The 6,345-nt window shown below is 35.9% G+C and carries 6 protein-coding genes; 5 read left to right on the forward strand and 1 reads right to left on the reverse strand.

The window, feature by feature from the left end; all coding sequences use genetic code 11:
- Positions 1 to 39 precede the first annotated feature (39 nt).
- The gene (locus tag KKB09_05450; protein ID MBU4300633.1) at positions 40 to 387 is read left to right on the forward strand and encodes an iron-molybdenum cofactor biosynthesis protein; all 348 of its coding nucleotides are present in this window, start codon (positions 40 to 42) and stop codon (positions 385 to 387) included.
- Here KKB09_05450 and KKB09_05455 read toward each other — a convergent pair.
- Positions 384 to 767: a transcriptional repressor gene (locus tag KKB09_05455; protein ID MBU4300634.1), complete on the reverse strand. Its 384-nt coding sequence runs from the start codon at positions 765 to 767 to the stop codon at positions 384 to 386. The genes KKB09_05450 and KKB09_05455 overlap by 4 nt on opposite strands.
- A 76-nt stretch (positions 768 to 843) precedes the next feature.
- Here KKB09_05455 and KKB09_05460 point away from each other — a divergent pair, with 76 nt between their 5' ends.
- From KKB09_05460 to KKB09_05475, 4 genes are all read left to right on the forward strand, one after another.
- Complete coding sequence (locus tag KKB09_05460; protein ID MBU4300635.1) at positions 844 to 1,824, forward strand: zinc ABC transporter substrate-binding protein; 981 nt, start codon at positions 844 to 846, stop codon at positions 1,822 to 1,824.
- A 5-nt stretch (positions 1,825 to 1,829) separates the two neighbouring features.
- A complete protein-coding gene (locus KKB09_05465) occupies positions 1,830 to 2,564 on the forward strand; it encodes a metal ABC transporter ATP-binding protein (GenBank protein ID MBU4300636.1) in 735 nt (244 codons plus the stop codon).
- 3 nt (positions 2,565 to 2,567) lie between these two features.
- Complete coding sequence (locus KKB09_05470) at positions 2,568 to 3,386, forward strand: metal ABC transporter permease (protein ID MBU4300637.1); 819 nt, start codon at positions 2,568 to 2,570, stop codon at positions 3,384 to 3,386.
- Between the two features lie 350 nt (positions 3,387 to 3,736).
- Entirely contained in the window at positions 3,737 to 6,211 is a 2,475-nt protein-coding gene (locus KKB09_05475; protein MBU4300638.1) for a LamG domain-containing protein, read from the forward strand.
- Positions 6,212 to 6,345: the final 134 nt, after the last annotated feature.

Genomic DNA, 6,345 nt, shown 5'->3' on the forward strand with positions numbered 1-6,345 from the left:
GATAACTTTTGGGTTTGTTTGATTTGTGGGGTGAAAAAAATGAAAATAGCCATAGCGAGTGATGATAAAAAGACAATATCGCACCATTTTGGTAGAGCATTAGGGTTTGTAGTGTTTGATATTAAGAATGATAAAACAGTTAGTAGGGATTATAGGAATAATATTGGCAAAAATTCTGGCGAGTGTGGAAGCTGCGACCATTCTGCTATGATTAAAAATGTCAAAGATTGTAAAATTGTAATAAGTTATGGAATGGGTCAGAGAATTTATAATGATTTAACAAGTAGCGGCATAATCCCATTAGTTACTGAAGAAGAGACCGTAGATGAAGCACTTAATCAGTTCTTGAAGAATGAATTAAAAAATAGGTTAGATAAACTGCATTAATTTTTTTGGCATTTTTTACAGTCGTCTTTACATATACCTCTTACTTCAAGCTGAAAACTTCTTATCGAGCCTGGAATCTTGTTTTTTAGGAAATCCAAAGATTCAATATTAAAGTGAAAAATCTTGCCAGTACTTTCACATATAAAATGACAGTGGCTCTTATTCTGTTTGGAGTATATGGTTTTTCTATCGCATTTATAAGAATAGATCTGATTACTATTTTTTAGCTCATTAAGAAATCGGTAAATTGTGGCAATTCCTATGTTTTTGTCTTCTTTCTTAACCTCTTCCAATAAATCTTCAGCCGCGAAAAAATTATTTATTTTGTCTAATTTCGTCTGGAGAATCTCTTTTTGTCTGGTGTTTCTTTTCTTTACCATATAAAACCTCTTATTGATAATCTCAATCAATAGTATATTTAAAGTGAGGGGGTTTATATATCTTTGGGCGTTCTAGATGAAAACTAAAGTTATTATTGTATCTGTGTTGATTGTTGCTGTCGTATTGGTTGCCGGATGTATAGACAATACTCCAAAAGCAACAAATGAAAAAATAAAAGTAGTAACAACTCTTTTCCCACTATATGAATTCGCAAAAGAAGTTGGGGGATATAATGTGGAAGTGACATTATTGCTTCCGCCAGGAGCCGAAGCCCATACATTTGAGCCAAAGCCAAGCGACATCAAAAAAATAAACGATGCTGATGTGTTCTTATACATTGGAGCAGGCATGGAACCATGGGCTCATGACATTGTAGAAGGTTCTAATAATAAAGAATTGTTGCTTATAGATGCAAGTTCTAAAGTAACTTTGATTAAATCAGGAGAGCATGAAGAACACGAACATGAGGCAGAAGAAGAACACGACCACGAATCAGAAGAACATGAAGAAGAGCATCAGCATGGAGAATATGATCCTCATATCTGGCTTGACTTTGATAATGATAAAAAGATAATTGACGCAATCTCTCAGATTCTTGCCCAAAAAGACCAAAAGAATGCAGAGTTTTATATGAAAAATGCTCAACAGTATAATGCTAAGCTGAGTTCCTTGAATCAAAAATATAGTGATGGACTTTCTAATTGCAAACAAAAGGAGTTCATATCTGGAGGGCATAACGCATTTGCATATCTAGCTCATAAGTATCATCTTGAGTCAATATCTGCATTTGGCGTATCGCCTGACTCTGAGCCAACACCTCAAAAAATCAAGCAGATAGTTGACTTGACAAAAGAGCATAACATAAAATACATCTATTTTGAAAAGCTGGTGAATCCAAAAATGGCAGAAACAATTGCAAAGGAAGCAAATGCGAAAACATTAGTTTTAAACCCTGCGCATAATCTGCTCAAAGAGCAATTTCAGCAAGGAGTGACTTTCATATATTTGATGGAAGAAAACCTCCAAAATCTAAAAATTGGATTGGAGTGTGAGTAAAATTCATGAGCAACATACTTCAGTTAGAAAAAGTATCTTTTTCCTATGGTAACTCAGATATTCTAAAAGACATTTCATTATCGGTAGAGAAAGGCGATTTTGTAGGATTAATAGGTCCAAATGGCTCAGGAAAGACTACACTGTTAAAGATACTTCTAGGAATCTTGACTCCACGAAAGGGTTCAGTTTATTTATTTGAAAAGGACTTGAAAAGATTTAATAATTGGGGAAAAATTGGATACGTGCCTCAAAAAGCGACAAATATTGAAAAGAATTTCCCTGCTACCGTTTATGAAATAGTTTCCATGGGGCTTCTTTCTTCAAAGAAGTTGCCCAAAATATTTACGAAACAAGATGATATAAAAATAAAAAATGCTCTTTCTGTTGTCAAAATGGAAAAATGTTCACAAAAAAGAATTACTGAGCTTTCCGGAGGGCAACAGCAAAGAGTTTTAATCGCAAAAGCATTGGTTACTGAACCAGAAATCTTGATTCTTGACGAGCCAACAACAGGGGTTGATCAGGAAAACCAGAAATCATTTTATGACTTGCTTGGAAAATTGAATAAAGAGGGAATGACTATTATTTTAGTATCACATGATATTGGAAGAATAACGAGATATGTGACCAAAATCGCAAGCATTAATCAAACTCTTAATTTTTATGGAACTCACAAAGAATTTTGCTCAAAAGATTTAGCTCATAAACATGAGCATAAGTTATGCTTGGATAAAGGTTAAAAAATGATTGAAATACTCTCTTACACATTCATGCAGAAAGCATTTATTTCAGGCATAGTTATAGCTATTGCCTGCTCGCTTTTAGGAATGTTTTTAGTATTAAGAAAATTCTCGCTGATTGGAGATGGAATTGCCCACATCTCTTTTGGAGGAGTCGCTACTGGACTGTTATTTAATGTAACTCCATTTATTGGTGCTCTTTTGTTTGGATTAATAGGTTCATTTGGAATACTAAAGCTGAAAGAAAAGTCACATTTACATGGAGATACTGCAATAGGAATCGTAAGCCATGTAAGCCTGGGTATAGGAATATTTATTGCGAGCATTGCAAACGGTTTTAACGTAGATATAATGAGTTATTTGTTCGGAAGCATACTTTCAATAAAAACCGCAGAATTAGTATTATCTGTTTTTCTATCATTGACAGTTATCATCTTTATTCTCATTTACTATAAAGATTTGTTTTATATCTCATTTGATGAAGAATCTGCAAAAGTTTCTGGAATAAACATAAATTTCCTTAATTCAATGCTAATCATTTTAACAGCAGTTACAATAGTCTGCTCAATGAATGTTGTAGGGCTTATGCTCGCATCATCATTAATAATCTTGCCCTCTGCATCTGCTTTGCAAGTTAAAGCAAGTTTTAAGAGAATTTTATTCTATGCTGTGATTATCTCAGTATTTTCAGTAGTTTCGGGGCTTGTTATTGCATATTATTATGACTTTGCAGTCTCTGGAACTATTGTTCTGATTAATGCATTTGTTTTTCTATCACTTTTAGTCTATAATAAAGCGCAGGCATATGGTGATGTTGCATAACTCTGGAACTTTGAGAAGTTTTCGCGAAGCGAAAATTTGGGTGAGCAGCAGCGAACCTTAAAGCTCCATGTTATATCCCCTGAGCGAAGCGAGTGTAAACAGAGGGGGAGTTCCCGCCGACGGATGACGCAAAAACGTACGTAACTTTATATAGCCGTCCACATAAAGAATAATAAGTCGGTTGATATGAATCATAAAACCTCCTTGCATAATAACGGTTTCAAGCCTTTGAAGCCGCTTACGCGCTTCAAAATGCGCACTACTTCTTTAACGGACACGAAGAGAGAGAGAGAGAGAGCAATAATTTAAAGCGTTCTTTTGCATTGATTGGACTTTCGCTTGTTCTTCTTATGTTTGCATATTTTGTTTCCGCGGCAACCATTACAGTAAACCAACCGCCAACAATTACGGCAAACCGCACGCCGCTTCTGAACGTCACCTTCAACGAAACAGTTAACCAAACATGGTTCTCAATAGACAACGGAACAAACACAACCGCGTGCTACAACTGCACAAACTTCACAACGATTCTGAACAATGAATTTCCGACAAACACAACAGGACTTGTCGGGTGGTGGAAGTTTAACCGAAATTCAGGTGAAAACGATACTCTTGCAATCGACTGGTCGGGCAACGGAAACAACGGCACAATCAACAACACCAATCCGGGAATAGACAACTGCACAGGAAACTGCTCGGGATGGACAACAAACGGAAAGTTCGGGAATGCCATACGATTTGACGGGGTAAATGATTATGTTCAAACGCCAAGCTTTGCGTTATCAAGCACAGACAATACTACAACGTTTGAATTTTGGTCAAAAGGGATCAACCAAACAGGTCATCAAACATTTATATCTCATGGTGAATATATAGACGGAACTATAAGGATTCACAGACCATCTAATGGAAATAATTTGGCTTTTGAGTATTCTAATGGTACTACTTCATATAAAGTAGTATCAACCACGAATTATTTTCAAGGATTTAATAGTTCTTGGTTATTTACTACTATTTCTGTGGACTATAATAATCGAATTGTAACATTCTATAGGAACGGTGTTTTATTCTCAAATAGCAGTGTTTCAGAACCGATGATTTTTCCAGCTACAAACAGAGTAAAATACATTGGATCGCATAATCCAATATTATATTTCTTCAACGGTTCCATCGACGAAGTCCGCATATACAACCGTTCTTTGTCAGCAACAGAAGTCTACAACGATTATGCATTATCTTCAGGTCAACATAACATAACCATATCTGCAAACGATAGTTCTGGGAATATCAACACAACTCTAAAGCAATTCACAATAGACAGCGCTGCTCCAGTCATAAACTTTACAAATCCAACCCCTAACAATGAAATATTAAATCAGAACTGGGCATTCATAAACGCAACTTCTGACGAAACTCTAATCGGAGTTGTTCTCGAATGGGATGGAATAAACGAAACAATGCAAGGTTCTGGAATCAACTTTTATAAAAACAAAACGTGGCTTTCTGGCAACTATACATTCAAAGTTTACGGAACAGATACTTTGGGCAATATAAATGTTTCGGAAACAAGGTGGGTTTATGCCAACTCCACCATTTCACCAGTCACAATTTCAACATCAGACGGTCTTAATATCACCGTTGCTCCAAATGGGACGCTGTCAGGAATCAAAATAAATGATTCAGAATTGTTTTCTTCTGGCATTCTAAACGGCTTTTATCTCAAGGACTATGCAACTGGAAGCCCATTTATCCAGATGAAAGGAGAAATAACTAATTCTACAAGCAACTCGGTAAAAACACAAACCTCTTATGGAGACATTCAGTTTAATGCGACGTATACTGCTTATTCTAATTATATCCAAATAGATGGTGATCTAAAGGATGAATCAGACACAGATAGGGCAATACAAATAGCTTTTGATTTACCTATAAATGCTACGGGATGGAATTGGTGGGATTACATACTTCAAAATAGAACCATAAACGATGCAACCACATATTCATATACCTTCGATTATGGTGTTGCAAGCCCAAGAACACAATCATATTATCCATTTTCCACAATATTGAATAATACTATGGGGATCACGATTTCAGTTCCAATGGATTCACCAAGAGTGTATAGATTAAGTTATAATACAAGCACGGGATTTAGGATAGAGTACGACATAGGATTATCGAATCAAACAAATAAGATTGGCGCAAGCAAGGCAAATTTCACATTCATCATTTACACGCTAGATGAGCCGGAATGGGGATTCAGAAGCACCGTAAAAAAATACTATGAACTCAACCCGCAATATTTTATCAAAAGAGCAGTTCATGAAGGATTATGGATGGTTCTTACTTCAACTGTGAAAGATATATCCAATCCAGATGACTTTGGTTTCGGATATGATGAGGAAAGCGGAAAGAATGCAAATGATTTCAATTACGACCATGGCATATATTCACTTATGTACACCGAGCCATGGGGACTATGGCTTGGAAATTCATCATGGACCGCTACAAAGCCAAGCTATGATGAACGAATTAGCTTATTGAATAACAAAACAAACGATACAGCAACTTGGAAATTCGGAATTACCTACAGTTATGCCGCAAATGCAGCAAAGAATTCTCTAATCACCAATGATACCGAGAAATGCCCTCTTGACTGGATAAACTATTTTTATAATGTTTGGAGTGGAGTATACATGCAGAATTTTGTGATCAATCCAGATCCTGAATTGCCGATTTTACCTAACAGGTATAACCTAAGTATGCAAGAATATCAATATGGAATATACGGCGGAAGCATAGATAACTGGACCTATGAATATTAGACCTCTTGCATAATTATAAGGGCGTCAGCCCTTATATCTTTTAATTCCTGATGTTAACCGACAAACTCGTTCAAGTCAAACCCTTGGTTCATCATTGCCCTGAAATTCACCAATCCATAAACAATAGAACTCGC

The organism is Nanoarchaeota archaeon (assembly GCA_018897155.1).
Taxonomy (GTDB): Archaea; EX4484-52; EX4484-52; order EX4484-52; family LFW-46; genus LFW-46.